The organism is Ascidiimonas aurantiaca (assembly GCF_037646345.1).
GTDB classification, from domain to species: domain Bacteria; phylum Bacteroidota; class Bacteroidia; order Flavobacteriales; family Flavobacteriaceae; genus Ascidiimonas; species Ascidiimonas aurantiaca.
Genome location: NZ_JBBEWR010000003.1, coordinates 23,862 through 50,399, shown reverse-complemented (window position 1 = coordinate 50,399; position 26,538 = coordinate 23,862). Strand labels below are relative to the sequence as shown.

Below are 26,538 nucleotides of genomic sequence, written 5' to 3'. Positions count from 1 at the left end.
TGGTTATTATGTAGTATTTTAAGTCAAATAAAGAACGATTTGATAGATATGAAGAGAATACTTCTCTTTAATAAATTAATTGGGTAGTATAAACAATCAGAAAAATAAATGGATTGATCGTCTTTATAAAGTTGCTAAAATATGAGGATTTACGTATCAATTTATTGTTCTTAAAGTACATATTTTTCTAGGAAAAGTAATATAGTTTAGTATATATTTTATTATAAAAATGAGTAAATAGGAAAAAATCATTTTTAAATAAGATATCTTTAAAAATCATTGTTTTAAAGACTTGTATAAATACATTGTTAAGTAAAAAATGAACTCATGCGTATTTTAAATGCATGGTGGTAGGTTTTTATTTAAAACGACGATCATATAAAATGATAATCTACGACTTTTTCTATAGAAAATATAATCTGAATTTGCAGGGTATGATAAACTGGAAGCTTCTCTTTTTTAAACACAGTCTTATTATAACCTTAATTTCATGTGGTTTTATTAATGCCCAAAATGAGAATGAGTCCATTCAAAACAAGACATATATAGAGCTGTTTCAAGATCTGAATAATGAGAGCATTTTAGAACATAAAAAGAGGTATGCCCGTATTATTATTGAGAAAGCCAAAAAAGAAAATAATAGTGAGTTTTTGGTAATGGGCTATCACACAATGGCTGTCTTGTTTAACGATGCTACCCAGTTGGTATATTGTGACAGTATAATTGAGCTTACCAGGTTGAATAGCAATGAATACTATCCTTTAAAAGCGTATCAATTAAAAGGCGATTATTTTTTTAACTTAAAGGATTATGTAAGAGCACTCGATAATTATCTTTTGGTTTCTGAAATTGCCAAAAAATATAAAAATGAAAAACAGTATTTTAAAATAAATGAAAATATCGGTGTTATTAAACGACAGATTAATGAGAAAGAAGAAGCTCTACAATTATTTAAAGCAAACTTTAAGTATGCAAAACAAAACTTAAAATCAATAGACACCTTAAGTTACTTGAATTCTATAACGTTTTTAGCAAACATATATAATGATTTGGAATTGGCTGACTCTGCTTCATACTATAATCAATTAGGGTTTAAAGAGTCTAAAGCTTTCGGGAAAAAGTACTATACACATCATTTTTCACTTAACGAGGGAGTTTCTCTCTATTACAAACAACGTTATAAAGAAGCGATAGACAGTTTAAAAAAGCATATCCCTTTTTTTGAAAACACCCCTGAAAAATCAAATTTATCGTTGGGCTATTATTATTTGGGAAAGTCTTATGCCAATGTAAAAGTAGCAGACTCAGCCCTTCTGTATTTTAAAAAAGTAGATACCATATTTCAGGAGAAAGCGATCATTTATCCTATTTCGAGACAGGCATATCTGGAGCTTATCACATATTACAAACAAAAAGGAGATCTAAACAATCAACTTTTGTATATAAATCAACTCATAAAAGTAGATAGCTTATTACATTCGGAAGAGCTGTACTTAAACAAGGGCATATTTAAAGAGTATGATATACCCAGATTAAGATCTGAAAAGAAAGAAGTTATGAATAAGATGAAAAAAAACAGTGTACAATATAAAATAGTTATCTACTTAATCTCAGGTTTTCTATTGCTAGCAGTGGGCTTTTTAGTTTTACAGTACAACAAAAAACAGCTGTATAAAAAGAGGTTTGAAGATATAATGCATAGTAATGAAGATACAAGTTCAGAAAAACCAAAAATCAAAAAGAAACTAAATATTTCCGAAGAAATTGTTAATAATGTGCTTCAAGGTTTAAGGTCGTTTGAGAAAAATGAAAAGTATTTATCACCTAAAGTAACCTTAAGTTCACTGGCAGAAGACCTTAATACAAATACAAATTATCTCTCAAAGATCATCAATCATTACAAAGGCAAATCGTTTTCAAACTATATAAGCACATTGCGGGTAGAGTATTTTGTTTCCATGCTAAGAGCAACCCCCATAATGAGAAGATATACCATTAAAGCAATGGCACACGAAGTAGGGTTTAGAAATGCCGAGTCTTTCTCAAAAGCATTTTATAAAATTAAAGGAATTAAACCTTCATACTTTTTAAAAGAGTTAGATAAACTAGATGGTAAAAATTAGTCTGTATTCATAAATATAGACCAATATGTACGGCAATTTTTTTTTTAACTCTCTGTTAATGACTTTATTTAAAAGTTCTAAAACAGAAATTATGAAAAAAAAGAAGTTGCGTATAGATAAGTTTACCGTTGCTAAATTAAATAATTCAATAAATCTATCCGGAGGATATGAAGCAGAGAGTACACCCGATATGTATGATACTACTTTTGATGATTGCTTTGGATGCTCTGAAACAGATGATAGAAAAGAAAAATTAATATGTCTTGGAAACTCTCAGATTATAATAAAAATATAAAGTAAAAATAATCTGCCTTTTAACCTTTAACGAGTCCTAAAAAACTGTAACAGTTTTTAGCCAGGCAGGCGTTCAGATTATAGGGCTTAAAGAAATATTACCCCACTAGGGTATATATGCCTTTGAAATGTTTACAGCAGGGAAGTTTTGCGCAATCAAACAAAAAAATTACGGTGGTAGCAGTTTTGAGCACTATGAAAGCGCAGAACTACAATTTACATGTACATATTAATGACCCCGGGAGAAATAGCTGTATATGCCCGTTTTCCGTCTGCCCTTAACAGAAATTTGCCTTAACAAAAAGAGTTGCTGAAAATGAGCCACCCTTAAGTTTTTAAGAAAAACACCGGTTTTAAACTGTCCTGTTTATTAAGAGGAAGTCAGTATTTTAATTAAAGTATAGCATAAACATATAACAAATGATAATTATAGAAAACAAGCTAAAAATCTGACTAACAGATATATAAATTCGTATAAAAGGTTCTGTTTTTTTAGTGTTATCCTGTAATTCTCTTTAGACAGGTAACTATTTCGCTTCAATTCCCAATGTATCTTATTTGATTATTTAACGATTTTTTAAGTTGTTTATCGTACTTCTGTACTTAATTGATAATCAATAAGCTACTTTAACAAACTCTAATCTTTCCAGACCCTAACCATTTATTAACCAATTAAATAAAGAGGCATGAAAAAATTACTTGTGGCCATTTGGGCCCTGACAATTGTGGGTTTTTATTCTTGTGAGTTAGAACCCGTTGATGATGGTTCCCTGGAAACCATTGAAGCCAGAGGGAAAGTAAAAAATGGAAAAGATACCGGAGGAACAGGAGAATGTGAAGTTACCCTTTTTCCAAACTTACCTTCTCTGGTAAGTGCCTGTACCACTGCAAAAGGTGTTGAGGCAAACGGCACCTATTTTGATCTTACTATAAATGATACCAACCTTGCCGGAGATTATGGAGCATGGTGTATTGATATTGATCGTTCACTGTCTGGTGATGAATGCTTTGAAGCCAATGTATATTCAAGTTATGAAGAACTACCGGCAGGAATATTTGAGAATCCCGACAACTTTGATTTGATTAACTGGATTTTAAATCAAAACTTTACAGGAACCACCAGTCAGCAAGGAGGTACTTATACCTTTGGTGATGTACAATGGGCCATTTGGGAATTGATTGATGACAAAAACTGCCTGGCCTGTGCTTTTCTGGGAGATAACTGGAGCGAAGAGAAAGGGCAGGAGTTAGTTGACCTTGCCATAGCCAATGGAGAAGGGTATGAGCCCGGAGAAGGTGATCAGCTTGCTATAGTCTTGATCCCTACAAACAACAGGCAGCCTGTTTTTATCCCCATCACCCTGGAGTGTGAGCCCGAGCCGTTTTCAGGATGTGAAACCGCATTTGCAAGAGGAGACAATGGCAATACCTGTTTCCTGGATCAAGGTTTTGGGCGTTGGGGCTGGACCATAGGGCCACTTTCTGAAGGTACCGAAGCATCATACGACGTGTATGCAGGTGCCGGACAATGCAATACCTCAAAAGGAACACTGGTAGGAACCGTTAGTGTAAGCTATATAGACGGTAACGTAACTGTAACTTACCATATTGATGATTTATATACGGTAGAGGAAACACATACCTATGCCGGTAATAGTATGTTCCCTGAGAAAAAAGGAAAACCTACAGTTGCTCCGGGGCAATATACTATACAGGAAGACCTATCAGGTGATATCTATGTAATAGCACATGCCGTTGTATGTAATTAGATAAAAATAATAAGTACTTTATAATAGCCTGGGTTCTTGCCCGGGCTATTTTTTTAGTCTTACACCAAAATACCAGAAAGACAAATATATAAGATAACGTACTGATTTTGCAATAAGGTAGGCAACGATAAAAGTTGCAAATATACTATAAGGCAAAAAGGATAACACACTACACAAAGTACTACCTAATTTTAACTTTTAGAAGCTATAAAATACTTGGAAGAGTCAGTTTGTTTAGGTATGTTTGGCCCGCTCCAAACTTTTATTTATGGATATATTATGCTAGCCCAAACTATCTAATAAATAAAACAAAATGAAAAAAAAGTTACTCTTTCTGCTACTCTTGGTTTTAGCAGTTACATCACATTCCCAAATCATCTTTGAAAAAGGATATTATATTAATGATTCAGATCAAAAGATAGATTGTTTGATCAAAAATATAGACTGGAAAAATAATCCTGTTGATTTTCAATACAAATTGTCTGAGGGGAGTGAAATACAGGTAGCAACCATTAAAACCGTTAAAGAATTTGGTGTTTACGGTGTATCCAGATACATACGGGCCACGGTAAATATGGATAGATCTGCTTCAAATGTTAACTTTCTGGATAATAAAAGAAACCCTGAATTCAAAGAAGAAGAACTTTTTTTAAAAGTTTTGGTAGAAGGGAAGGCTAATTTGTATATGTATGAAGATGGAAACCTCAAAAGATACTTTTATAACAAAGGAGACGCAGCTATAGAGCCGTTGGTCTATAAAAAATATATTGATGAAGGAAATAAAATAGGAGAAAACAACAGGTTTAAACAGCAGTTATGGGTTGATCTGAAATGTCCTGATTTCAGTATGAATAAAATTGAAAGATTAGAATATAAGAAAAAAGATCTGGTAAACTTCTTTACAGATTATATAAAATGCAACGATCAGGAGTTTGTCGATTTTGAACAAAGTGAGAAAAAGGACCTGTTTAATTTAACCATCAGGCCGGGCCTCAATGTTTCCTCACTTTCCATAGAAAATAATCGTAACAGTTCCTTAAATACAGACTTTGATAGTGAGTTGGGGTTCAGGTTTGGAATAGAAGCCGAGTTTATTTTACCGTTTAATAAAAATAAATGGGCCGTTATTGTAGAACCTACCTATCAGTATTATAAGTCAGAACAACAGCTTGATGAACAAACAAATGTTAGTGTTGATTATAAATCTATTGAGTTGCCCGTTGGAATAAGACACTATTTTTTTCTCAATGAGAATTCCAAACTTTTTATTAATGGCTCCGTAGTTTTTGATTTGAATAATGAATCATCTGTAATTGATTTTGATCCTGGGACGGATCTGGATGAATTTAAAACACGAAATAACATGGCGTTTGGGGTAGGTTATAAGCACAACGACAGATATAGTGTAGAATTTAGATATTTTACCAACAGAGAGCTTTTGGGTGATTTTTTTGGTCAAACCAGGAATTGGAGCTCAGACTATACTACCTTTTCAGTAATACTGGGGTATTCATTGTTTTAAAAACACATGGCTTCGGCCGTGTAATCGTAACAGGTTATATATGATAAAGAAGTATTATATGCTTTTGTATTAGTTAAGCAATACTTCTTTATCATATATAGGCTTGTTTTCTACGGGCTCTCCTTGTAAAAATGCAGTAGCTGCAGCAACAAAACTTTTTGGAGCAAAGAGAGTTATGAAGTGGGGTGCATTTTTTACCGGTACCCATTGTACATGATCACTTTTTTCAGACAATGCTTTATAATGGCGTATGGTCCCTTTATAATGGGTTTTAGAGTCTAAAGTGCCATGAATAATTAAGGTAGGGGGCATATTTTCAGGAATTTTTCCAAAGTATGCATCAGGTTCGTAAACAGGTGTAGCGTTTTCCGCCATTAAATAAGGCAAATTACTGGTAAACAATAAATCTTCAGATTCTGCCAGTACTTCACTTTTGGTCAATTGGGGCCTTAAGTTGTTTTCAGAAGCCGTGATTACCTGTACAAGGGGTATAGAACTGGGTGATGTTGGATAGGCTCCATATTCCTCATAAAAAGTAGAGATATCATCAACCGCAGTGTTTAAAGGAGCAAAATCATTATTCGTTAATGCTTTTAATATGTTTGGAATCTGATTTCTAACTTTAGGAAGATCCAGCATCATCCCAAAAATAACAGAGAGTTTTTGTTTTGGTAAATTTTTTGCGAATACGGTATCCTGCTCTGCCCGCTTAAGAACACTTTGCATTTCTGTTATGAGAGATGTTCCCGAATCTGCTACCCCCCTGTTTGACAGAAAAGAGCGCCCTACATCATCCGTTACAAATGACCTTTTACTCAGGTCATACTCACTATCATTTTGCAGAGGTACCATAGAATCCAGAATTACTTTATCTACCTGCAATGACCCTAATTGAAGCATTCGCAAGATCAATTGAGTTCCGTAAGATACACCGTATACATAACGTTTTCCGTCTCCGCTTAACTCATTAATTATCCTATTGTAATCCTTTGCGGCGTTGGTAATGGAAAATGCCTGTACATAGGCGGGATGGCTATACATATAGTTATAGCATGGCCCCCATTCATTATTTGCCAGTGCAATACCGTTTGGGGAGTCTATGCCTTCTTCTTCAGGACATATTTTTCCCGATAATCCGGTTCCTCTGTGATCGGGTATAAAAATATCTAAATGAGGGAACATTTTTGCGAACATAGGAACCAAAGGATATAAACTTGCTCCCGATTCTCCCGGCCCTCCGGAAAGTAACCAAAGTGAACCCTGTTTTTCTTTAACAGATGGAAACTTCCTGACAAATAAGTCAATAGTTTTATCATCACCTTCCTGGTGATACAAAGGTGTTTTTAAAGTAGCACAAAGAGACGACTTTAAGGCATCTGTATAGTTAGCATCTGCACATTCTGTAAATTGAGCCAGTAGGCATGCAGGTAGTAAAAGGACTAATTTTAAAAATAAGACAACCCTGGTTTTTAGCATTTTTCAGATTTGATTTTTTAAGTGCAATAAGTGTACGGAAATGTTGGCAAATTTAATAAATCATACCAATAATAAGATGAAAAAACCTTTAAAAAGGTTGCCTGACGTTCATCAAAAAAGACCTGTTTTGTAATTGCGTAAGCAAAAGTAGCAGGGACGACAAAATGATATACACAAACAGGTAAGTAACCGTTTATCTGTAACAACTTCTGCACAACCCTGTTTTTTGCCCATCGCAACGCTTTCCTAAATATCAGTTTTTCTATATAAATAGAGAATGGTCGTGACAACGATCCTAAAAAAAGATTATTTGACAAATAGTTAGGAATGGCAAAAGCTAATTTTGCACGCTGAAACGGCCTTCACACTCTCTATAACCGTCATAAGGCGTCTCTAAGTGTTAATTATTAAATATTTAAACTGTTCAAGAATGAAAAACCTTTTTTTGAAACTTATGCTTACCTCTTTTATCGTATTGTCGGCATGTTCCGATGATGATGAAAAACTGGAAAACCTAACCGCCCTTTTTGAGATAGACAGTGATTTTGTGGTAGATGAAGACAAACAGATACAATTTACCGATTTATCCAAAGGATTGCCTTTTCGAAGAGAGTGGACTTTTGAAGGAGGTACTCCCTCCACATCTACAGAAAAAAATCCTGAAATAACCTTTTCAGAACCGGGAATATATGAAGTATCATTAAAAGTTTTTGGCCTTGAGGAAACCAGCACCATAAAAAAAGAGATTGTGGTAGTACCTACCAGGGGCCTTCTCGCTTTTTACCCTTTTTCAGGAAATGCTCAGGATGAAAGTGAGAACAGTTTTAATGGTACCTTATCACCGGGACTTTCCCTATTTAAAGACAGAAATGATAAAGAAGACCAGGCATATTTGTTTAACGGCGTAAACGATTCGATCACGACCTCGGTAGAAATAGACCAGAACCTGAGTGAAGGGGCCACATTTGCGGCCTGGATCTATTTAACTGCTAACGATGGTACGCATCGAATACTTTCCAATTATAACGGTACCGGAGCCGGCGGCAGCTGTAATGAAAGAATTGGGTTTGTGTTTGGTTTAATAGAAGGAGGGCAACTCAATGTATTTTATGCAGTTGATAGTGATGACCTTACCGGAAGAGCTACTTTAGACGCAGAACTGGAAACCGAAAAATGGTACCATGTAGCAGCCACCTGGAACGGCACTTATGACCCCTCCGGATTCAAACTGTATATTGACGGCATACAAAGCGATCAACGTAATTTTGAACAGGGTGCGGTAAATTGTGATGAATTTCAGGAGTCAGAAAGGCCTTTTCAAATAGGGATGGGTAGCTGTTTCAGAGGACCCTGTTATCCTTTTGACGGGGCTATTGATGAAGTTAGGATCTACAATCGCCCGCTAAGTGCAAATGAAATAACCATACTCTCAAAAAGTTAAGAAAGTAGACCATTTTTAAGTACAACCTATGGTTGTCAAACATTATGTATTAAAGAAATAGCGGGCTTGCCCGCTATTTTAATTTTTATATTTAGTAAGCAGAAACTAAAGTGAATTGCTATACCACCTGTTTTTCAAGTGCCAGGAAATGCGTAGTATCATAATCGTAAAGAGGAAATATTTTTACTTCGCATGTGTAAGGCGTGTGGTCTTTTTTATAATTGGTGATAACTTCGGTAAACGGTTTATTGGCTTTTAGTTTTTCCCGAAATCGCATCCTTGTTTTTTCACAGGTACTGGGCCCCTGCAAAAACCCCGGTACTTTTTGTAGCGCATATTTTTTTGAATAACCGGTCATCTCTGTAAAGCCATCATTTACCCATAAAATATGGCGTTCTGCATTCGTTATAATGAGTGCTTCAAAAGACTGATCTTTAAAAATAGCATCAATATTGTTTCGCCAGTTCCATTTTTCTGCCAGCGATTTTACCTCCAGAATATCCCGTGTTCTTTTAAAAGTCTTCGAGATATTAAAATAATGCTCACTGTACAGATCCCAGCTTAAAAGAGGCATAACCCTGGTAGTTTGTGGCTTTATAGTGTCTTTAATTTTTTGATAATCTTCCGTATTTAAATACGAAAGATAAATATCCAAAGACATCATATCACAAAGATTGTGCTTAGTACTTTTTGAATGTACTTTTATTTTTTCTAACATTTTATAGCAATCATTTTAACAAATATAAATAAAAACAGGCGTATCTCTGCTAGTCTTGCGTATAGGCCATTTTTTGCTATTTTAATGATGCAAAGCCCCGAAATGCTGCAAATCGAATAAAAGAGAAGAATACCCCCAACCACTAATTTCATATTGAACAACAAAGTTTGGTATATAAAAAGCGGAGATCAGGTATATCGAATGTATGAAAATAACTTGATGTATGTGATAAACGGGAAACAAACTTGATGGTTACTCCCGGGAAATCTTTTTTGAGAAAAGAAAACGGAAAAAAGCAGGTTAGAAAAAAGGCTTTTGTTTTGATACTATATGACTATTTCACACGTTCTTTTTTCATTAACAGGTAGGATAAATCTTTAAAAACTTATATTTGTACAAATCCATGTTCCTAAATCGTTTAAAACCAATTTTTTGCAATTATCTAAATTACGTGTATCCAATTTAACTTCCGGACGGTTTTTTATGCTGGGTATGTTGCTGGTAAATGCTGGTAATTATCTGTACAATGTGTTGCTGGGTCGTTGGCTGAGGCCTGAAGCGTTTGCAGATGCTGCACTAATGATTACTTTCTTACTGGTATTGTCTTTTTTAGCCATGACCTTTCAATTGGCAACTGCAAAATTCACTGTACTTTTTTCAGGAACTGTTTTCGCACGCTTTCACAGGCAAAATGTACAGGGTACAGGGTATCGCAGAATAATAAAAACAAGAAGGTTTTATAAACACTATGTATCACTGGCAGATGCCTTTTTATAAAGATCGTCAAGTGCTTTGGCTGCCGTGGCTTTCTGCAGTAGCCCTTTTACCATTTCTACGGCCTGCGTGTGTGTAATGCGGTCATTGGCCAGTTGCAGAATAGGAGCTTCAAAAATCCGGGCAAAGGTATAGATAAGGCGGGCCGTTTTTATCAAAACAGTATGGGGTATAGCATTACCTTCTACCGGTAACATACTTTTAAAATATACCAGTGCATGGGCCTCATTGAGCCCAAAACCCAAAAGCGGAAGTTGTTCGTTAATAAAAAGGAGCAGCCTGCTTACATCGGCAAATCTTTCACCGTTTATACCTGCAGCCAGTGGCATGACAAACTGATAGATATCTTCTCCGGAAGCATCGGGAATTTTCATGAGCTCCAGGCGCGCCTGAACCTCCTGTGTTTTACTTTCCATCAAAATGAATAACTGATCAAAAGGAGTAACGCCGTCAGATCCGGCTTTGATAAGGGAACATGTAAACCCTTCTTCTTCAAATTTTTTTGCAATTGCTAACATAACAGAGTATTTTTTAAGATCCTGGCACAAAAGGGTTACCAGCTGGACAATTCATTTTCTACGGCAGTGATCGCCTCGTCACGAAGTTTGTTACCGTGATCCGGGTCAACAAAATCGGGATTCGGATCCTGCACGTTACCATGCCTTTGTTGTCGTACGTTGTCCATAAGCTTCCTTAAATCAGACGGGATAAGGGCCTTACCAATGTTGGCTATATGTGCATTATTTGTATATTTTGCGTGATCCATATACTGGTTCACCAGCCATGTGGCTTTTCGTTGGCGCTCGCTTCCTCCTTTTTTAGAAGAGAGCCAGTGCCAAAGCTGTACGCCTCCCAGCCCCAGGCCAATGGCTGTGGCCACACCTGCGCCACCCAACAGGGCGGCTCCGGTTCCTGCCAAAGCTAAGGAATTTCTGTAGAAAGCACTTTTTTTCTTATCGGTAGCATAATTGAGAAATTTATCGGTAGGGGTAACCGGAGAAGGCACGTTATCATCCATAGAATTCATATGGTCATCAGTATGAGCTGCGTTTTTAACCTTATTCAGGTCATACCAGGCTTTTCCTGCCCAACCGGCTTTCCAGAGATGATAAGCAGAATAAATTCCGGTAGAGGTATAACCCAGGGCAGAAGCGGTAGTACCGGCTTTTGAGCCGCTGGTTCCAAAAAGCTTGGTAAGCCCCAGCCATTGTGAAGTTTTGGTAGCTTCATCTCCTTTGGCAATATCCGTGGCAGCAAAGAATCCGCCACGTAGCAGGTTACTGGCAGCCTCTTTTCCCTGTTCCAGGCCACTGTGTTTTGCTACCCCTTTTTTAACAGGAGTGCTTTTATCGGCATATATGTAGTTTAATAGTGCAGAGGGGATATTCATAGCCCCGGAAACTACCTGTGAAAGGGCCCCTGCCTGATCCAGCGAACTCCCTATTTCACCCAGGGTTGTACTAACCTTTCCGTCTTTTTCATGCGATTTTAGAAGTTCATCAATTTTTTCAACTTTTCCGGTATCGGTTTTATTGCCGTCAATGGCTTCCTGAATTTTTTTCAGTGTATCGCCGGTCATTCCTCCTGCTTCCAGCCCCTGGTGTAACATAAAAGGCCCGGTAACTGATGAGATGGGGCCGGGGCCTATTTTCCCGGCAACATAATCGGTAATGTTTTTGCCACTTTTCATAATACCGGTGGCAGTACCTACTCCCAGTTGGGCCAGAGTACCGATGCCCGTATGCAACAGCGCACCAAATTTATCCCATCCGCTGCCTTCTGTTCCATCACCTTTGTCGCTCATCCAGTGAAAAGTATCACCCATAGCGCCATATTTCGGTGATTTTTCCTCGTTGTTTCCCTGTTGCTTAAAGGCACTACCCACGCCGCGTATCACAGGCGATAATACTGAAGTTCCCAGTGACTGTGCTTTTCTGCCCAGCACCCCGTACCATGAATTGGATTCGGGTACATCTTCTACATCTTTATCGGCCAGATCCATAGCATTTTTGGTATGCTTATGCAAACCTTTTGCTGCAGGCCAGAGGGTATATGCATCATATCCCAGATTAGGGAAAATGCCTCCAAGGCTACCGAGGAGGCCACCTGCGGCCCCAGCAGCCTTCCCCTTTCTTCTTTCCCCACTTTCCCAGCTTTTTTTACGGGCCTCAAAAGCTTCCAGGGTTTCCTCATTTTCCAAATCATGTGGAGCGAGTCCTTCAGGATGCTTTTCCGGGTCGTGCCTGCCATACCAGTTTTTGGCCAGTGATATACCAGAGTCGAGCCAGCCGCCCCAGATACGGCGGGAGTTGGATACAGGCATATCTGGCTGTCCCTCTTCTTTTTTCATCCCGTCACCGTAATAACTGCTCAGCCAGCCTCCCAACCCGACACGCTGAACGGTTAACTGTGAGCCAAATGACTGGCCGGCGGTTTGCAGTGTCTGCAAAGTGCTGGTGGCAGATAGTGCCCTGGCACCCATTATATCGGCCTCCTTTTCCAGTCCGGGGTCATCGTTTACCGGTATTTTACCTTTTAGTTGCAAAGTAGGCTGTACCCGTCCCTGTTTCTGTTGTACTACGTGCCACGTTTCGTGTGGCAGGTGTTTTTCCTGCCCCGGTGCCACATAAATATTTGTACCCCGGGTATAGGCATGTGCCTGTAGCTGTGCCGGTTTGGCAGAATGATAATGTACTTTTACATCATCCATAGCATAGCCTGAAAGGCTTTCAATTCCAGTTTTAAGCTGGTCGGGCAGTCCTGTTTGGTTCGTTTTTGGCTGAACCGGCAGGTTTCGCTGCTCAGCATATATATGTGCCTTTGTTGCCCATTGCTGCATCTGCCGTGACTGAACACTGCTGTTTGCCATACCCTGAACGGTTTTTAGTTGCAATACCCGGTCACTGGTATTGGCGTACCCGTACAATTTGTGCTGCAATGCATTTTTGGGGAAATTATGAGCAGATACCTGCTTTTGTTGGAGATCACTCGTTTTTGAGAGTGCAGGGTTTGTACGTGGTTCTGTTTTCTCAAAAGGGATACGCATACTTCAGACTTTTTGGAAAGTTTTTTAGATAGAGAACGGGAATTTTAGGGGGGTATCGGCCATATACATAGTTTGTAGAAAGGGTTTATACCATGTTAAACAGTGTAGAGGTAAGATATACCTTTCCTAGGGTTATAAAAGTAAGTAATTTATCTTGAAAAAAATAGGTTTTTACGCTATTGTGTAATATGTTATACAAAATTTTGATGTTCAAACATTTAAAAAGGTTAAAAAACAATAATGCGTTTTGAAAGAAACCATAGAGCATTTTTAAAACCTATATTTTGCAGTTAATATTATATATCTGGGTATAATTCTAAAACGAGATTCGTTTCTTTGAAATTCTGTAATAAGAACATTTTCATAATTATTAATATTGGTCAAATTGTTTCCGGTGAGTTGATATGACCATCGACTTTTTTCAGGAGTATGGTTTACAGAAAAATTAACAAAGAGAAAGTCATTTTGGTTAATTCGATAGAAATTATTGGTAGATTGCGCATACCATTTTTCCGAAAGCTTTAATTTACTAGTAAGTTCACTTTCAAAATATTGATTGGTAGAACTTTGGCCTTGGAAGTCTCCTCTTGAAAAATTAGCCTGTAAATGAAACTTGAAGTTAACGGGTATATTAAAATAAGTAGTACCCTGAAACCGGTAGTTGGCATTATAGTTATTAAGCTTACTGGTAATACTGTTGATGCTAATAGGTATATCTGTCCATGTATGTTGTGTACTCAATCTAAAACTGGTTGAAAGAGGTCTTATGTATTTGGTAAAATTAAAATTATAGCTTACAAATCTTTTTCCATCCAGTAAGCGAAATTGGTTTAGGTTCAGGTTTTCGTTTACATTAGTTTCAATACCAAAACTGTTGTTAGATATACCAACAATCAAAAAAGAATTGATCAAAAAGCGCTTCTTGTGTTTATTTAAAAAATAATTGAACCTGAGGTTGTGATTAGCAAGGGTCTCAATATCATTAAATCCGCGATTAAACGTTCTATAATTCCTTAAAACAAAATTTTCGTTTAAATAATCAATTACAGGTAACTCATTTTGAAAATGATATCCCAAAGTAAAATCTCCCAGCCGCGTTTTCCTAAGTTTTATTTGCATTTGAGGATTCACAAAAAAGAAACGATATTTCCTGTTATTATAATCAATAAGATTCTGAGATAAAGAAATAGAACTATTAATACTTAATTTTTGAGAAATTTTATATTTATAAGTGCCAATAGCACCTAAACTGGAATTTTGATATTTTGTGTTGTTTAAAAGGCTGTCAATCGAAAAATTGTTTGAACTAAATCGAGAATTTATCTTGTCAACATCAACTTGCGCCGTTAACTCAACGCTGTAATTGGAGTGTTCGTTTTTACCTATTAGTTCGGTTGATATCCCATAGTAATTTAGAGGGGTATCTAAATTTTGGTTAATTGACGATTCACCTTGATTGTTTTCCTCAAAAATGTTAGGTTGGATAGTAAAATCCTGATTTGTATTATTAATACCCAAGTAGGCATATGTTACCAATAATTTATTGGCAGAAAGCTTTTGAGTGATATTCAGGTGGTTAAAAAAGTTAACCGCATTGGTGTTAAGTTGTTGATTTATAGTATCGGTGTTAAAAATTAGTTTGTTATTAACAGAAGTAGGTCTGTTTTCAAAAGTGAAATCATAGCTTATAAAGGTTTTATCTTTATTAGTGTACTTTAACTCTAACTCTTTACCAAAAGCAATATTGCGGATGTTTAGTTTATTGTTTTCATTAAATGTCACAATATCTGGCTGAATGAAGAATTGAACGAAGTTAGAATTTTGTTTCTCTATTTGATCAAATGAATAATATGTAAGGCTTCTTAGTTTTGTGCTTTTTGACAAAGAGGTTACAAAACTGAGGGAATTAATGAAGGAATCGTTAAAGATGTCTTCGTTTCTTGAAAAATTAATGTCAGATACATTATCGATACTTACCAATTCATTATTTGATTTTTCTGTTTTTTTTGTGGTTTGCTGTGCAGAGACCGTAATGGTATTGCCATTGTCAATTTGCTCAAAAGATGTATTGCCAATATTATTGGCGCTGAAGAAATTAAAAAACTTAATTTTTTTCTTTAGTAATCCAAGATTAATGGAGGCACGGTATTGTTCATTGCTTCCTGTACCTGCGTCTATGTTACCAAACCATATATTTCTTTTATCTGCTTTTAACTTTAAATTCAGTGCCACCTTCTCAGATTCCTGAAAACTTTTTAAGACTGGATTGTCCTCAAAATTGTTTAATATTTCTATTTCATCAATTACCTCCGCATCCAGGTTTCTTGAAAGGATTTTGTATTTATCATCAAAAAGATCATCGCCTTCAATTAATAGTTTACTAATGCTTTTGCCATTAACACTGATCATTCCACTTTGATTTATATCTATTGCGGGTATATTTTTGAGTAGATCTTCCAGGGTTTGTGTCGCTCCGTCTCTAAACGCGGATGCTCTGTAAACTATAGTATCTTTTTTTACTTTGATTTTTTCCCATGCTTCAAGAACTACTTCGTTGAGCTTTTCGGCTTCTTCGTTGAGGATAAAGCTAATTTCAAACTTAGTTTGATCAGGGGGTATTTGAAAAATTACTTCTTTTCGTTGATAACCTAAACGGTCTGCAATAACTTTGATACTGTCTTGTTTATTATATGAAAGAAGTAAAGAGTATTGACCTTTTTCATCGGTGAAAGTGTAGCCTATAATACTTGATTGTTTACTTTCTACAACTATAGAGACATTCTCTATTCCTTCGCTTTTAGATTTTTTTACAAATCCATGTATAACTACATTTTGAGCATATATTTGGGAGAACAATACACTCACAAAAACGAATATTAATAGCATTCGTTTATTGGCCGGGTAGATTTTTTTATTGTAGATTGTCAAAAACTTCAATGTATGATATTTTCATAGAAGCTTTATTTTCTTCAGAATCTATTCCGGCCTGCTCGATCATTAACCTTCCGTTTTCAATCCTTTTTCTATGCGTGTCATACAACTGCGTTCTATATTCTTCAAATGTTATCCAATGTTTGTTTTCGGCAACAGGATTAGGTTTAATGATAGGGATATTTTTGGTAGTAGGATATTTGATAGATTTGAAATAGAAATAAACTTCTTTATTTGTGTCGTACGCTTCAAGTATCAATCCTGGTAAACCCTGCAGCTTCCATGGCCCGAATGGCAAAGGTATTTCAAGAGTAAACCAAGCTGTATACTCCCTACCTCTAAAGCCTGTGGTTGCTTTATAGCACTTTAAATTACCTATTACTTTCGTTTCTTTACCAATATTCCATTTAATTTTTGGGATAGACTGTTTTACATACCGAAACCCGATATCCCTGCTTATAAAAAGTCCTTTCTTTCGGTCAACATGGTGTATAAAGCCATGTGTATTCGTAATTTTTGTATGAACAAAAAGACGCTTATCTTCAGTTTTAATTCTCACGAATTCTTTAACAGGACCTCCTTCTAGAGAATCTTTTTGAGAAACGTATGTAGATGTGTTTGAATTGAAAACCAAATAAGCATTGTAGTCTAAACCTATGGGAGCACCCATTCCAAAACTTTCTTTATGCCCATAGTAAACAATACCCTGATTGTTTTCTTGAGTATGCCCTACTAAAATAAAACTAATACAGATATAAAAAGATAGTTTTTTTTTCATGTTTGTTTATTAAAAAGAAACTGTTCTAACATAGAATTTTATTGTTAAATTATTAATTAATTACAAAAAGATACCAGATGTTCAACCATCGCTTCTGTATGTTCTGCACAAAAATTACCATTATAGGTAGTGCCAGTGCCATCGCCACAATCAATTACGATGATTGCTGATACAATACCTTGTGTACAGGGACTGAATTCAAGCTCCTTTATAACCTCTTCCAAAGAATAGAATGTTGTTTTTTCATAAACAATATTCTCTTGGCCTGTTACGCTGCTTATTTCACTATTAGCAAAAACCGTGCTAGTTAAAGCACACATTAAAATAAATAAAACTTTTTCCGGGGATGGTTTTTCCGGTTCTTTAGGTTTCTATGCGTGAAACAACTTGATCATACCAAATTGTTTATCGGTAATTTGCACGATACATACGTTTCTTTTTGGAGGAAGTATGGTTTTGGTACGTTTTATGGGTACTGAAGCATTTTCGCGGCTGCGGCAAAAAAAGCCTTTATAACTTAAAACTCACCTTTGCCATAATAATCCTGGGTAGAATAAATATACGTTGGTCTGAGATCAGAATATTTGAAAATGAACTCTGTCTCCTGAATGTGGTGTTCAGTATATTGGTGCAGCTTAGCTCAAAGCCCCAGGGGCTGTCTTCTTTTTGATAAAAAAGAGAAACATTTGCCAGATCGTATATGGATCTCGTACCTGAGGTATTGCTAAAATTGGTGCGTTCATAGTCTCCCTTTAAGGTAAAATCTCTCAGAAAAGTGTACTCCATATCAAAACTATATACCTGGGTAATAAAATTGTTAACTCCTCTTTCTGACTGGAACCGGGAAGGTTCATAGCGGTACCCAGCTTCTACATTGGGGAACTTTTTGAACCGGGTAGCAATAGTTGCTTCGGCCGAGAGCCTTTTGGAAATATTCTTGGAGACTACATTGTTTACGATCTGAAAGAAATCGTTATAACTGGCCCGGGCCTTTATACCATATTTTATTTTGCTAAAGGTCTTACTCATATGGATATTGGTGGAAAGCATCTTTTCCTGTAGCCCCAGGATTTGTACGGTATTTACCTGATTAATGCCCTCCAGCAAAGAGGCGTTCTTTATGTTTTGTGTTTTAAGGGTATAATTGGTAAAAGCTTTAAAAGAAGTGCCTTTCAATAAATTGAATTTTGAATAGTTAAGGGTAAACAGGTGTGAACGGTCATGCTGCAATGCGGCATCCCCTCTAAAAAGCTGATTAAAATCTAATAGGGTGAAGTTTTGTGCCAGTTGCGAACCCTGCGGAAACCGGGCATCCCGTTTATAGTTAAAAGTGAGTTGTTCAATATTACTGAGTTCAACCTCTATACCGGCTTCGGGGAGCAGCAGGTTGGTGCGCTGCACCACTTCCTGGCCTAATTGCCTGTTTTGCCACTGGTAATGGTGAAAAAACAATCCGGTTTTTAGGGTAAAGACCCCCAGTAACATTTTGTATTCAACCCCAAGAAATGTATCGTGCAGGCGGTAATCCACATTATTACCAAAACCCTCTTCAAACTCGTTTACACCGTTATCAGAGAGGCGTTGGCCATCGCGGGTAAAATAGTCTTCCAGAGTAAGCTGTGTACCTATAGAGGTATATATGTGGTTGGTATTGTTAAGCACCCAGTAATTTTTAAAAAAAACATCAAAAAACAGGCGATCGGTACGGCTTTCCTGAAAAACATCGGTAACCGGGTCTGGTTCCAGGGGCAGCGAAGCCTCTAAAAAAGGAATATCGCCTGTAAACCGGTTATCCGGCCGGTTTTTTTGCAGGGTAAAAGTGGCCTCTGCTTTTAGGGTTTGAGCTCTGGAAAACTTTTTGTTGTACCCCACATTTTGGGTAAGATCAAACACATCCAGGAACCGCCGGGTATTAAAACGAGTGGTGCTGTCGCCGGTAGTGGTGCGGGTATCACCATTCTGGTCGCCTTTGGAAGCTTTGATAAAAGTGGTAACCGAGAGATCTTCATTAAACCCGGGCTGATAGGTAAGTGCCATTTTTCCCAGTGCAAAAAAGGTATTACTGTTGTTGGTGGCCTCCCGGTTTTCAGTCGTAATTTGATCGGTATTGATAAACTGGTTCTCGTTAACCGTCCTCTCATCTATGCGGGAGTCATTAAGAATGGCGTACGCATTTATGGTGGTTTTTGGGGAGAGGTCCTGGCGAATGTTTAGCGCGCCAAACTGGTTCCTCAACGCTGTAAAATCCTCGTTGAGCAGAAAACGGGTAAGGTCGGGACCCAGTGTATTGGCAGTCTTGCCAAACAACCGTTGGAACCCGCCTTCAAAATTAAAAAAGTCGCGCAACGTAAACGATTTTTCACCGGTATTGTTCAGGTCGCCAATAAAATTGATATTGGTTTTGGGGGCGTAATAAAATATATTGGGATGCACCGCATACCGGTCTTCAATACCTGCACCTGCTTCAATATCGCCAAAGGTAAACCGCTTTTTATCTTTTTTTAGCTTTACGTTTAGAGCCGTTTTATCAGAATCTTCCAGGCCTTTTAAAAACGGGATCGCGCTGTAATTTTCATATACTTCTATTTTATCTACCACATCGGCAGGAATGTTGTTAACGCCCAGTTTAGTGTCACCTGTAAAAAAAGTGCGGTCGTCCACCAGAAGTGTATTTACTTCTTTTCCCTTTACCAGCACGTTTCCTTCCCGGTCCACTTCCACGCCGGGCAGTTTTTTAAGCATTTCGCGCAGTTTTCGCTCTTTTCCGGTCACAAAAGCTTCCGGATTGTAAATAATGGTATCCTTTTTAATGGTAACGGGAATTTTGTAGGTAAGCACTACTTCGTCCAGCGCAGTGGCAGCCGGTTGCAGGATGATATCTTTTACCAGATCTTTTTCGGCCGTTAGGGTGGCCGTGTAACTCGTAAAACCAATATAGCTTACTTCCAGCGTATAGCTAACCGCTTTGGCCAGCTTTAAGGTATAGCGCCCTTTTTGGTCAGAAATGGCAAAGCGCACCTTATCTGTATCGGTAGTTGGGAAAGCCAGAATATTGGCATTGGCAAGAGGGGTATTCAGGCTGTCCTTTACCGTACCGCTTAAGGTAATTTCCTGGCCGTGAACCAGGGAACAGGCTAATGCACATAATACTAAGAGATATATTTTCAAACCACTTTTTGTAATGGGAGCAAATTAGTAAGGTTTTTATTGTTTGAAACTTTGATATATACCATCCCCTATTTGCTGGTATTCTTCTTCGGTTATGGTGGTAATGGCAGCTTCGTTGGGAAAGGAAACCGTGATCTTTTTCTCAGGGTTAAGGGTAATAGAGGTACATCTAAAATGTTTTACATGGTCGTATAGCTCGAGGATGAGGCCGGGCAGGCTGCCGGCGTATTCCCCGGGGCCAAAAGCCAGCGGGATACCCGGGGCATACCATGCCGTTACTTCATAATATTTGTCCAGCACCTTTTTTTGGTGGGTAGCTTTATAGCAAACAAAGTCTCCGATCTTTTTTTTCTCCCGGGTCAGTTTCCAGTTGATATTTCCTATGTTCGATTTTACATTATACACCGTACCTCCGTGCCGGGTTCGCAAGATCTGTATCTTTTTATCCAGATCTGTATAATAAATACCCTTGGAAACAAAACGTTTTACTACAATAGCCATATTAATGTCTTCTCTCCCTACACGTAAGCCTTTTTTAATGCGAAAACGGGATTGTTTTCCCGAAAACGTAAGCTCCAGTTCCATTCTTTCTGCCAAACCCGGCATATCACCAAAAAATGTTACCATCTGCGGGTATTTTGCTGTTTCCGGAGCACTCCGTACATAGGCCAAAAAAGGCTGCAGATCCACACTATAAGTTACTTTTCCATTTGTAACAGGGTTTTGCGCTGTACCAAAAAAAATACTTCCGAGGAGCAGTATGAAAACAATTAAATATTTTTTCATAATCAAGGTTTTTAACTAAACAGGAAAGCGTCCCCTCCTGTTGGTGCTTTTAATGTTTGGTGTTATGCACTACCGGCCATACAGTTATTATAAACAGAATACCATGTAGCTCCCGCTGCAAAACCATCATGGGTCATTGCATACGCCAAATGTGATGCGGCCCAGGCAAAAGTTTCGCAAGTTTCAGGATCTCCTTCAATTATGTCTTTTTTAATTTCCGGGCCGTTTGCAAAAACAGGGGTTGCTGTTATTAGTATGGCCGTGGCTAAAACAAGTGTCTTTTTCATTCATTAATAATTTTAAAGTTATTATTTTAGGGTTTATTTTTCTTAAGCATTTGGTAGGCGGCATTTCCTTTTTGCCGGTATTCCTCTTCGGTTATAGTGCTAATAGTAGCTTCGTCCGGAAAGGGAATGGTAATCTTTTCTTTGGGGTTAAGTTCTATAGAAGTACATCGATAATGGGTTATATGATCGTATACTTCCATAATCAATCCCGGTAAGCCTCCTGCATATTCCCCGGGGCCAAAGGCTAAAGGAATATTAGGAGCGTACCAGGCAGTGACCAGAAAAGAATTATCCAACACTTTTTTTTGATAGGTGGCCTTATAACAAATAAAATCCCCGATCTTTTTTTTCTCGTCGGTAAGTTGCCACTGAATGCTTTCAGTACTGGATTTTATACTATATACCTCTCCTCCCTGCCGGGTTTGTAGTATCTGTATTTTTTTATCTAAATCGGTATAATAGGTACCTTTACAAACCAGTGTTTTTGCAAGCATAAAATTTGATCTTTCTTCTTTACCTACGCGTAAGCCTTTTTTTATACGAAAACGGGACAGATTATCGGAAAATGTAAGTTCCAGTTCCATTCTTTCCGCCGCAATTGACAGATCCTTAAATATCTTTTCTGCTATTGGATTTTTGATTTTTTCTGTTCCAGCTTTATAAAACGGCTCCAAATCTACATGATAAGTTACTTTTCCGTGGGTAACAGCATTTTGCGCCATACCTATATAAAAAGTACATAGTAATACTAAGGTCACTAGTTTTTTCACAACAGGCCTAGGGTTTATTTTTCTTAAGCTTTTGATAGGCAGTACTTCCCTGTTGCTGATATTCATCCTCAGTTATGGTAGCTTCGTCCGGAAAAGGGATGGTAATCTTTTCTTTGGGGTTAAGTTCTATAGAAGTACATATGAAGTGCGTTACGGGATCGTCAAGTTCCATGATCAATCCCGGCAAACTGCCTGCATATTCTTTGGGGCCAAAGGCCAGGGGCATACTAGGGGTGTACCATGCGGTGACCAGAAAAAAATTATCCAATATTTTTTTTTGGTACGTGGCCTTATAACAAATGAAATCCCCGATCTTTTTTTTCTCCCTAGTAAGGTGCCACTTGACTTTTTTAATGTTTGCTTTTACATTGTAGACATGGTTTCCCTGTCTAGTCTGTAAAATTTGTATTTTACGGTCTAGATCAGTGAAATAAGTACCTTTGGAAATGAGCATTTCTACCAAACCTAACATTTCGTTTTTTGATTCTATATGCAATCCTTTTTGTATGTGGAAACTTGAAATCTTATCTGAAAAATTTAACTCCAATTGAAAGTTTCTGGCCAAGTTTGCCACTTCTTTAAAATGGTTTAACTTGAAAGGGTCATCTTTAATTTTTTCATACAATTCATTATAAGTGCGATCTAAGCTCACACTGTATGTTACTTTTCCGTGAGTTATCTGGTTTTGCGAGATACCTTTATAAGAAGCACAAAACAACAGAAGTGCAATTATGATTTTTTTCATAAGATATAGTTTTGTAAAATAGGAGAGCGTCCTCTCCTGTTTACTTTAAATACCCATTAAACTCATGCAACTATTATATGCTATTTCAAACACTTTTCCGGCAACGAAACCATCACCTGTACGATCAAACCAATCATCTGCCATGTCAAAAGCTCGATTTTCACAAAACGAATCATTGTTAAGTGTCTTTTGAGAACTATATGAAAAAGTAGGTGTAGTCGTCATTAGCAAGGTTACTAACAAAAGAAATGTCTTCTTCATGATTAAATAATTTTAAAGGTTAATACTTATATTTTTAGTACGTACTTGTTCAAAAATATCGTAGTCTTTTAAATTGGTTGCTATGGGAAAACCACAAACTTTTTACGCTTCCTGGTTTTGGAAAATTTATATTTTTTATCGCTTAAAAAAAGAAAGGTTATCGGAAAACATAAGCTCTAGTTTTATATTTTCTGCTATACTGGATAAGTTTTGAAAATAGCGATTTGCCATAGGGTTATTGGCTCTCTTTTTTTCCAATGCCAATAAAGGTTCTAAACTTACATGATAGGTTACCTTTCCTTGGGTAAAAGCATTTTGCGCCATACCTAAATAAAAGGTACATAGTAATACTAAGGTCATTAGTTTTTTCACAACAGGTCTAGGGTTTATTTTTCTTAAGCATTTGGTAGGCAGTATTTCCTTTTTGCCGGTATTCCTCTTCGGTTATGGTGGTAATAGTGGCTTCGTCCGGAAAGGGAATAGTGATCTTTTCTTTGGGGTTAAGTGTAATGGAAGTACACCTAAAAAAAGCCACCGGATCCTGTACTTCCATGATCAGCCCGGGCAGGCTGCCAACATATTCTTTGGGCCCAAAGGCCAGGGGAATACTGGGGGCATACCAGGCGACAACTTCCCGTAAAGTATTATCGCCCAATGTTTTCATGCTAACAGCTTTGTAACAGGTAAAATCCCCGATCTTTTTTTTCTCGCTGGTAAGCTGCCATTTGATTTTTTTGATTTCAGAACGCACATTATATACCTCTCTACCTTGTTGGGTTTGCAAAATTTGTGTTTTTTTATCCAGATCAGTGTAGTAAGTTCCGTTTGAGACTACCATCTGAACAAAGTTCATTTTTGTATTATGTTCTCCAACGTTCAATACCCTGGTTAATTGAAAACTTGACTGGTTTCCGGAAAATGTAAGTTCCAGTTTCAAATTTTCTGCTAGTGAGGCAATATCTTTAAAGTATTGTTCTGTTTGGGGAAACTTTCTCAATTTTTCCGAAGCATTTGCATAGAGATGTTCCATACTAACACTATAGGTTACTTTTCCGTGGGTGATAGTATTCTGTGCCCAGCCTATACGGCCAAAACTCATAAGAATGCCCAGGGTTATGATTATCAGTTTTTTTATCATTGAATTAATAGATTGGTTTTATAAAAACAAACAGGAAAGCTTCCTCCCGCGTTTTTTAATGGATACAACAGGGCTTATGATTGGAACATTGCCATACATTCTTCATATGCGTGTTCAAACGCGGCCCCTGAGACAAAACCGTTTCTTGTTATAATAAACCAGAAATCTGCCGCATTAAATGCATAATCTTCACATAGAATCGGGTTCTCTTCGATCTTGGGCCCGGAAACCGAGGCAAAAGTGGTAACCGTTGTTATCAATACGGTTGTTAATAAAACAAGTGTCTTTTTCATTGTTTAATAATTTTAAAAGTTAATTACTACACAGTTTATATGAGCTGACACTAAAGTTAGAGGCTGCTTTTTGATTAATACATACGTTAAAACCACAAACTTTTTACGCTTCCTGGTTTTGGAAAATTATAACAGGGATATTTTTTTATGTATTGTTTTTAGATCTCTATCCTTAAAGAAAAACGTAAAGAGCACCGTGAGTGAAGTTTTGATGTCTTTTTTTTCAAGGATGTTTTTTTAAAGAAGAAGAAATTAATAAAATATTAACTACTCGTAAGATCAGGTAGTTTTATTATCATTTTGGCTCTTTAAGACAATATGTTTTTCCATGATCTCTATCTTGCCGGCATTCCTTTCTTTTTCTAAAAGTGATTTTATTTCCGGTTCTTCCAAAAATACTTCCTTATAAGCAATGCAGAAATCCACGGCATCACGTAACGAAATCCGCTTCAATTTCGAGACATCCATGTATATGGAATTGGATACTTTTTTCTTTTTGACATATAGGCTTTCCGTTTCAGCCTCCAGCTCCCTCATTTTCCTAACCACATTGGCCGGAATATTAAAAGTGCCCGCTTCATAACTTTGAACGGTGCGTTTGCTTTTTTTAATAAGGGCTGCCAGAGCTTCCTGGTTCAGGCCGGCATTTTTTCGGATACGTCTAAACTCTTCTGATTCCATATTTTTATTCACTTTTTATTCACTTTTTACTATATTATTTAAAAAAAAGAACTAAAAGCGTATATTTGTATTGCGTTTTATAGTAAAAATACATATTTAAAGGTTACGTGACCTAAACCAAAGAGAGGCTCAGTCGGTTTATAAGGAATAAAGAAAATTTTTCGATAAAGATATTAAGAAGCCGGATGCATTTATTCAGGAGATTTTGTTTTCATACGACGAGTACACTCATTAATTAAAATAAAACCGGGTTTATGGGCATAGCTAAAAAAGAAAAAAATGAATACCACTGAGAAGATATCCTGTTTATACCAGGTAGCCAAAGAGGTGTATCATAATAAATTTTCAAAGAAAATAGAGGCTTATACCAATGAGGAAAAGTACCAGATTATACTTATGGATGAACTTCTGGAAGAACTCAAAGCCGAGGTTACTAAAGAGAGATATAATCATATTGAAAACCATTTACGTTTTTTAAAAGAACAAGCCTGCCGTTTTAGGTATGGGTAGGTGCAATATGGCTATACCGGGTATGATTTAATCCTATTTGTTTGTTGGATGGTTCTGGAAGCAGGCTACGGATACAGAAAACCCCGACTGGAAACCGCGTTTCTTATATTGTTCTTATTCGGTTGTGAATTGCTTTCAAATCTCTAACTTTAGGGAAAACTCACAGGCCACCGTCGTAAAAGAATACGAAGAGCTTGGTTGTGAATTGCTTTCAAATCTCTAACTTTAGGGAAAACTCACAGGTTCATCAACCATAATTTGAATAACTTGATTGTTGTGAATTGCTTTCAAATCTCTAACTTTAGGGAAAACTCACAGGAATGCTCCAGTTATAATACATCACGGGAAAGTTGTGAATTGCTTTCAAATCTCTAACTTTAGGGAAAACTCACAGGTAAAGATAAAAAATGTACTTCTACTTAGATGTTGTGAATTGCTTTCAAATCTCTAACTTTAGGGAAAACTCACAGGTTAAGTCTGTTTCATAGTAAACACCATTGAGTTGTGAATTGCTTTCAAATCTCTAACTTTAGGGAAAACTCACAGGAAACCAGATGATGTTAGACCGATATGGAGCGTTGTGAATTGCTTTCAAATCTCTAACTTTAGGGAAAACTCACAGGATACTAATTCAACAAGAGCAATGGCCTCATGTTGTGAATTGCTTTCAAATCTCTAACTTTAGGGAAAACTCACAGGGAAAGCCCCTCAATACTACGGCGACATCTAGTTGTGAATTGCTTTCAAATCTCTAACTTTAGGGAAAACTCACAGGGAGAACCATTGCTTCATGTGTTTTCATTTGGTTGTGAATTGCTTTCAATTCTCTAACTTTAGGGAAAACTCACAGGATAACAACGGACACTCTTAAAATAGCCGTAGTTGTGAATTGCTTTCAATTCTCTAACTTTAGGGAAAACTCACAGGGGTTTTAATGGTGAGCCGGGGCCAGAACATGTTGTGAATTGCTTTCAATTCTCTAACTTTAGGGAAAACTCACAGGATTTTTAGAATGTTACTATTCTAA

Annotated in this window: 24 protein-coding genes and 1 CRISPR repeat array (1 of these 25 cut by a window edge); of the genes, 7 read left to right on the top strand and 17 right to left on the bottom strand. The window is 37.0% G+C overall.

The genetic code is table 11. From position 1 onward, the window contains the following. Positions 1–383 precede the first annotated feature (383 nt). From WAO84_RS04930 to WAO84_RS04915, 4 genes are all read left to right on the top strand, one after another. Positions 384–2,123 carry a helix-turn-helix domain-containing protein gene (locus tag WAO84_RS04930; protein WP_340064057.1) on the top strand — a complete coding sequence of 580 codons (1,740 nt, stop codon included), beginning with the start codon at positions 384–386 and terminating at the stop codon, positions 2,121–2,123. Positions 2,124–2,214: 91 nt separating this feature from the next. After that, positions 2,215–2,418, top strand: coding sequence for a hypothetical protein (locus WAO84_RS04925; protein ID WP_340064055.1), 204 nt, complete (start codon positions 2,215–2,217; stop codon positions 2,416–2,418). A 685-nt stretch (positions 2,419–3,103) separates the two neighbouring features. Beyond that, positions 3,104–4,186, top strand: a complete 1,083-nt coding sequence (locus tag WAO84_RS04920) for a hypothetical protein (protein WP_340064053.1) — start codon at positions 3,104–3,106, stop codon at positions 4,184–4,186. A 313-nt stretch (positions 4,187–4,499) separates the two neighbouring features. Further along, the gene (locus WAO84_RS04915; protein WP_340064051.1) at positions 4,500–5,708 is read left to right on the top strand and encodes an outer membrane beta-barrel protein; all 1,209 of its coding nucleotides are present in this window, start codon (positions 4,500–4,502) and stop codon (positions 5,706–5,708) included. A gap of 69 nt (positions 5,709–5,777) precedes the next feature. On the opposite strand, the gene WAO84_RS04910 is transcribed toward WAO84_RS04915, so the two are convergent. After that, positions 5,778–7,184, bottom strand: a complete 1,407-nt coding sequence (locus WAO84_RS04910) for an alpha/beta hydrolase family protein (RefSeq protein WP_340064048.1) — start codon at positions 7,182–7,184, stop codon at positions 5,778–5,780. Between the two features lie 430 nt (positions 7,185–7,614). Here WAO84_RS04910 and WAO84_RS04905 point away from each other — a divergent pair, with 430 nt between their 5' ends. Continuing rightward, positions 7,615–8,625, top strand: coding sequence for a LamG-like jellyroll fold domain-containing protein (locus WAO84_RS04905; RefSeq protein WP_340064046.1), 1,011 nt, complete (start codon positions 7,615–7,617; stop codon positions 8,623–8,625). A 118-nt stretch (positions 8,626–8,743) separates the two neighbouring features. Here WAO84_RS04905 and WAO84_RS04900 read toward each other — a convergent pair whose 3' ends face one another. After that, complete coding sequence (locus tag WAO84_RS04900) at positions 8,744–9,289, bottom strand: PAS domain-containing protein (RefSeq protein WP_340064044.1); 546 nt, start codon at positions 9,287–9,289, stop codon at positions 8,744–8,746. A 486-nt stretch (positions 9,290–9,775) separates the two neighbouring features. Here WAO84_RS04900 and WAO84_RS17195 point away from each other — a divergent pair, with 486 nt between their 5' ends. Next, positions 9,776–10,120 carry a hypothetical protein gene (locus WAO84_RS17195; protein WP_422614475.1) on the top strand — a complete coding sequence of 115 codons (345 nt, stop codon included), beginning with the start codon at positions 9,776–9,778 and terminating at the stop codon, positions 10,118–10,120. Here WAO84_RS17195 and WAO84_RS04890 read toward each other — a convergent pair. From WAO84_RS04890 to WAO84_RS04820, 15 genes are all read right to left on the bottom strand, one after another. Then, positions 10,090–10,635 carry a type III secretion system chaperone family protein gene (locus tag WAO84_RS04890; RefSeq protein ID WP_340064042.1) on the bottom strand — a complete coding sequence of 182 codons (546 nt, stop codon included), beginning with the start codon at positions 10,633–10,635 and terminating at the stop codon, positions 10,090–10,092. The two genes, WAO84_RS17195 and WAO84_RS04890, sit on opposite strands and share 31 nt — an antisense overlap. Before the next feature lie 35 nt (positions 10,636–10,670). Beyond that, a complete protein-coding gene (locus WAO84_RS04885; RefSeq protein ID WP_340064040.1) occupies positions 10,671–13,163 on the bottom strand; it encodes an eCIS core domain-containing protein in 2,493 nt (830 codons plus the stop codon). A 270-nt stretch (positions 13,164–13,433) separates the two neighbouring features. Continuing rightward, a complete protein-coding gene (locus WAO84_RS04880; protein WP_340064038.1) occupies positions 13,434–16,049 on the bottom strand; it encodes a carboxypeptidase-like regulatory domain-containing protein in 2,616 nt (871 codons plus the stop codon). Between the two features lie 25 nt (positions 16,050–16,074). Further along, positions 16,075–16,872: a GLPGLI family protein gene (locus WAO84_RS04875; RefSeq protein ID WP_340064036.1), complete on the bottom strand. Its 798-nt coding sequence runs from the start codon at positions 16,870–16,872 to the stop codon at positions 16,075–16,077. A 56-nt stretch (positions 16,873–16,928) separates the two neighbouring features. Beyond that, positions 16,929–17,192, bottom strand: coding sequence for a hypothetical protein (locus tag WAO84_RS04870; RefSeq protein ID WP_340064034.1), 264 nt, complete (start codon positions 17,190–17,192; stop codon positions 16,929–16,931). 190 nt (positions 17,193–17,382) lie between these two features. After that, on the bottom strand, positions 17,383–20,040 hold the full coding sequence (locus tag WAO84_RS04865; protein WP_340064032.1) for a carboxypeptidase regulatory-like domain-containing protein: 2,658 nt from the start codon (positions 20,038–20,040) through the stop codon (positions 17,383–17,385). 36 nt (positions 20,041–20,076) lie between these two features. Then, complete coding sequence (locus tag WAO84_RS04860; RefSeq protein ID WP_340064030.1) at positions 20,077–20,826, bottom strand: GLPGLI family protein; 750 nt, start codon at positions 20,824–20,826, stop codon at positions 20,077–20,079. Positions 20,827–20,888: 62 nt separating this feature from the next. Beyond that, on the bottom strand, positions 20,889–21,113 hold the full coding sequence (locus WAO84_RS04855; protein ID WP_340064028.1) for a hypothetical protein: 225 nt from the start codon (positions 21,111–21,113) through the stop codon (positions 20,889–20,891). Positions 21,114–21,139: 26 nt separating this feature from the next. Further along, positions 21,140–21,883 (bottom strand): GLPGLI family protein, encoded by a 744-nt coding sequence (locus tag WAO84_RS04850; RefSeq protein WP_340064025.1) that lies wholly within the window; start codon positions 21,881–21,883, stop codon positions 21,140–21,142. Between the two features lie 7 nt (positions 21,884–21,890). Further along, positions 21,891–22,628 carry a GLPGLI family protein gene (locus WAO84_RS04845; RefSeq protein WP_340064023.1) on the bottom strand — a complete coding sequence of 246 codons (738 nt, stop codon included), beginning with the start codon at positions 22,626–22,628 and terminating at the stop codon, positions 21,891–21,893. 45 nt (positions 22,629–22,673) lie between these two features. Then, entirely contained in the window at positions 22,674–22,853 is a 180-nt protein-coding gene (locus tag WAO84_RS04840) for a hypothetical protein (protein ID WP_340064021.1), read from the bottom strand. 171 nt (positions 22,854–23,024) lie between these two features. After that, complete coding sequence (locus tag WAO84_RS04835) at positions 23,025–23,249, bottom strand: hypothetical protein (protein ID WP_340064019.1); 225 nt, start codon at positions 23,247–23,249, stop codon at positions 23,025–23,027. A 19-nt stretch (positions 23,250–23,268) separates the two neighbouring features. Further along, positions 23,269–24,027: a GLPGLI family protein gene (locus tag WAO84_RS04830; protein ID WP_340064017.1), complete on the bottom strand. Its 759-nt coding sequence runs from the start codon at positions 24,025–24,027 to the stop codon at positions 23,269–23,271. 74 nt (positions 24,028–24,101) lie between these two features. Then, a complete protein-coding gene (locus WAO84_RS04825) occupies positions 24,102–24,320 on the bottom strand; it encodes a hypothetical protein (RefSeq protein WP_340064015.1) in 219 nt (72 codons plus the stop codon). Between the two features lie 279 nt (positions 24,321–24,599). Then, positions 24,600–25,001 carry a helix-turn-helix domain-containing protein gene (locus WAO84_RS04820; protein ID WP_340064013.1) on the bottom strand — a complete coding sequence of 134 codons (402 nt, stop codon included), beginning with the start codon at positions 24,999–25,001 and terminating at the stop codon, positions 24,600–24,602. Between the two features lie 279 nt (positions 25,002–25,280). Here WAO84_RS04820 and WAO84_RS04815 point away from each other — a divergent pair, with 279 nt between their 5' ends. After that, positions 25,281–25,511: a hypothetical protein gene (locus tag WAO84_RS04815; protein WP_340064011.1), complete on the top strand. Its 231-nt coding sequence runs from the start codon at positions 25,281–25,283 to the stop codon at positions 25,509–25,511. Positions 25,512–25,632: 121 nt separating this feature from the next. Next, a CRISPR array of direct repeats spans positions 25,633–26,538; the repeat unit is 46 nt; unit sequence GTTGTGAATTGCTTTCAATTCTCTAACTTTAGGGAAAACTCACAGG (it continues 1,645 nt past the right edge of the window).

Coding starts and splice junctions, on each gene's coding strand:
- WAO84_RS04915 (WP_340064051.1), top strand. CDS start 4,500: ATGAAAAAAAAGTTACTCTTTCTGCTACTCTTGGTTTTAGCAGTTACA.
- WAO84_RS04855 (WP_340064028.1), bottom strand. CDS start 21,113: ATGAAAAAGACACTTGTTTTAGCCACGGCCATACTAATAACAGCAACC.
- WAO84_RS04835 (WP_340064019.1), bottom strand. CDS start 23,249: ATGACCTTAGTATTACTATGTACCTTTTATTTAGGTATGGCGCAAAAT.
- WAO84_RS04885 (WP_340064040.1), bottom strand. CDS start 13,163: ATGCGTATCCCTTTTGAGAAAACAGAACCACGTACAAACCCTGCACTC.
- WAO84_RS04860 (WP_340064030.1), bottom strand. CDS start 20,826: ATGAAAAAATATTTAATTGTTTTCATACTGCTCCTCGGAAGTATTTTT.
- WAO84_RS04870 (WP_340064034.1), bottom strand. CDS start 17,192: ATGTGTGCTTTAACTAGCACGGTTTTTGCTAATAGTGAAATAAGCAGC.
- WAO84_RS04910 (WP_340064048.1), bottom strand. CDS start 7,184: ATGCTAAAAACCAGGGTTGTCTTATTTTTAAAATTAGTCCTTTTACTA.
- WAO84_RS04925 (WP_340064055.1), top strand. CDS start 2,215: ATGAAAAAAAAGAAGTTGCGTATAGATAAGTTTACCGTTGCTAAATTA.
- WAO84_RS04920 (WP_340064053.1), top strand. CDS start 3,104: ATGAAAAAATTACTTGTGGCCATTTGGGCCCTGACAATTGTGGGTTTT.
- WAO84_RS04840 (WP_340064021.1), bottom strand. CDS start 22,853: ATGACGACTACACCTACTTTTTCATATAGTTCTCAAAAGACACTTAAC.
- WAO84_RS04900 (WP_340064044.1), bottom strand. CDS start 9,289: ATGATGTCTTTGGATATTTATCTTTCGTATTTAAATACGGAAGATTAT.
- WAO84_RS04815 (WP_340064011.1), top strand. CDS start 25,281: ATGAATACCACTGAGAAGATATCCTGTTTATACCAGGTAGCCAAAGAG.
- WAO84_RS04820 (WP_340064013.1), bottom strand. CDS start 25,001: ATGGAATCAGAAGAGTTTAGACGTATCCGAAAAAATGCCGGCCTGAAC.
- WAO84_RS04930 (WP_340064057.1), top strand. CDS start 384: ATGATAATCTACGACTTTTTCTATAGAAAATATAATCTGAATTTGCAG.
- WAO84_RS04825 (WP_340064015.1), bottom strand. CDS start 24,320: ATGAAAAAGACACTTGTTTTATTAACAACCGTATTGATAACAACGGTT.
- WAO84_RS04845 (WP_340064023.1), bottom strand. CDS start 22,628: ATGAAAAAAATCATAATTGCACTTCTGTTGTTTTGTGCTTCTTATAAA.
- WAO84_RS04890 (WP_340064042.1), bottom strand. CDS start 10,635: ATGTTAGCAATTGCAAAAAAATTTGAAGAAGAAGGGTTTACATGTTCC.
- WAO84_RS04875 (WP_340064036.1), bottom strand. CDS start 16,872: ATGAAAAAAAAACTATCTTTTTATATCTGTATTAGTTTTATTTTAGTA.
- WAO84_RS04905 (WP_340064046.1), top strand. CDS start 7,615: ATGAAAAACCTTTTTTTGAAACTTATGCTTACCTCTTTTATCGTATTG.
- WAO84_RS04830 (WP_340064017.1), bottom strand. CDS start 24,027: ATGATAAAAAAACTGATAATCATAACCCTGGGCATTCTTATGAGTTTT.
- WAO84_RS04880 (WP_340064038.1), bottom strand. CDS start 16,049: ATGCTATTAATATTCGTTTTTGTGAGTGTATTGTTCTCCCAAATATAT.